Origin of the sequence: Bacillus sp. JJ783, assembly GCF_036963225.1 — a bacterium.
Taxonomy (GTDB): Bacteria; Bacillota; Bacilli; order Bacillales; family Bacillaceae_G; genus Bacillus_A; species Bacillus_A cereus_U.
In genome coordinates this window covers 24,439-26,590 of record NZ_JBALMG010000118.1, presented here as the reverse complement: position 1 = coordinate 26,590, position 2,152 = coordinate 24,439, and the positions used below count along the sequence as shown (strand labels likewise).

The window sequence follows — 2,152 nt, the reverse complement described above, 5'->3', positions numbered from 1 at the left end:
GTAACCAAAAGAGAAAGTGGACGCAAGTACAATTTTTTCACAGCAAAAAAGGCAGGCGTATTATACGCCTGCCCTTCAATCATTAAACTCCAGTTTCTTTCTTCTTATTTAAGTACCAATACACCGGAAGTCCAGTAAATACAATTCCAATTGATAAGAAGCAACTTACCGGATCGTTAATAATCGCACTTCCAAGTACAAATAACGACCCTAAAATCGCAACGATTGGTACAATCGGGAATAACGGTACACTATATGCACGCTCTTTATCCTTGTTACGCTTTCTTAAAATGAAGACACCAATAAACGTCATTACATAGAAAATATAAATAATGAATACGGAAATCTCAGATAGCTTATTCGGATCACTAATAAGCATTAAAATAATTCCTAATATGATTTCAACAGTAATCGCATTCGCTGGTGTTTTAAACTTCTCATGTGCCTTTGCGATAAACTTAGAAAACGGAAGGTGTCCACGCTCTGCCATCGACATCGGAATACGTGGGAACGTTAAAATCTTTCCATTTAAACAGCCGAAAATAGAAATGATAATACCGATACTAATAATTTTCCCGCCATATTCTCCAAGTAACATGCCTGCAGCTGTCGCTGTTGCATTTTCTCCAAGGTCCACAATTTTCGTTGCTGGTAATACATTTAATAACGCTAAGTTAATTAATACGTAAGCAGCAGTTACAATTAAAATACCAACTGTCATTGCCTTCGGTAATAACTTTGTTGGGTTCTTCATTTCTCCGCCAATAGAAGCGAGTAAAATCCAACCATCATAAGCAAATAAAGTTGCTAAAATTGCCATCCCGATACTTTGATTTTCTGATATCGGTACAACTACGTTGAAGATATCACTATTCCCTTTCCAAAACCCTAACACAACAATTAATATAATCGGAATCATCTTTCCAACTGTCGTAACCGTTTGGACGATGCCCCCATATTTTGTTCCCAAACTATTTATAACGCCTAGGAACACAACTGTTCCAATTGCGATTGGTAAATTCCATACTTTATCTAAATAGAAAAAATTAATCATTAAAGAACTAAAATACAAACCTAACGTTCCAATAATAGCTGGTCCATAAACAATCGTTTGCATCCAGCCAGATAAATACCCCCAAAAACTTCCATAAATCTCCTCTAAATACGTATACAACCCACCATTTTTCGGAATTTGCGCTCCAATTTCGGCTACTGTTAAACCACTTGCTAACGTCAACAGACCACCAATTACCCAAGCAAGGATTGCCATATTAGAACTCCCCGAGTAATCTAATACGCTCCCTGGTTTCATAAACACACCAGACCCAATAATAGTTCCTACTACGATAGAAAGTGCTACTGTTAAACCAATTTTGTTTTTCTCATCATGATGCATGCTGCGTATCCTCCTTCCAATTCTAGTGTGATGCAAAAATGAAATAAAAAAACACTCCTCCCTAAAAAAGGGACGAGTGTTGTATTCGTGGTTCCACCCTTGTTTCAATTAGTAAAGTGACACACTTCACCAATTTCTCAAGTCTAAATAACGGTTTTTGCCGGCAAGCAATTACTAGATATCCGTTCACTGCTGCAGTTCAGAGGTGGTAATCGATTTTCCCGTATTAGGAAGCTCACAGCCAAAGGCCTCCCTCTCTGAGAATCGTAAAAAATTGATCATGTCCTCATCATCACTTCTTGATGTCGAATTTTGTAGTTATTGTTCATTATATTGAATTGTTAGAAAAAATCAATATTTTTTTTATATAACATAAGAAATATTTCTCTCCTTATATTATAACAGAAGTTACCATTTTTCTCTAATTTGCTCTCTCGTGAACAACGTGATCTGGTAAATGAAATTATATCGACTTCCCAACAAAAAACGACAACGATAGCAACCTACATAATAAGAGGAAGCTGCTCCAAAGACAGCCTCCTCACATATGTACCTTTCGGTTGCCCACACGAAAGATACGGCATAGTTCAATTATTTATCATCTTTTTTCATGAAAAATTTATGATTTGGAAGATCGACATTTAATTCCGCTAATTGTTTCTTTTCATTTTTTAGAATCGCTTTCGCTTTTTCTTTTGCCTGATCATCTAATCCCGTAAAGATGTCTTCATGCTTCTCTTTCTCTGGAAGGTTTAC

Annotated in this window: 1 protein-coding gene and 1 other annotated feature; the gene reads right to left on the bottom strand. The window is 36.4% G+C overall.

The annotated features are described in order from the left end of the window. Window positions 1-82 precede the first annotated feature (82 nt). Entirely contained in the window at window positions 83-1,396 is a 1,314-nt protein-coding gene (locus V7038_RS22705; protein ID WP_002112704.1) for an APC family permease, read from the bottom strand. A 65-nt stretch (window positions 1,397-1,461) separates the two neighbouring features. After that, window positions 1,462-1,698, bottom strand: a binding site (T-box leader). Window positions 1,699-2,152 lie beyond the last annotated feature (454 nt).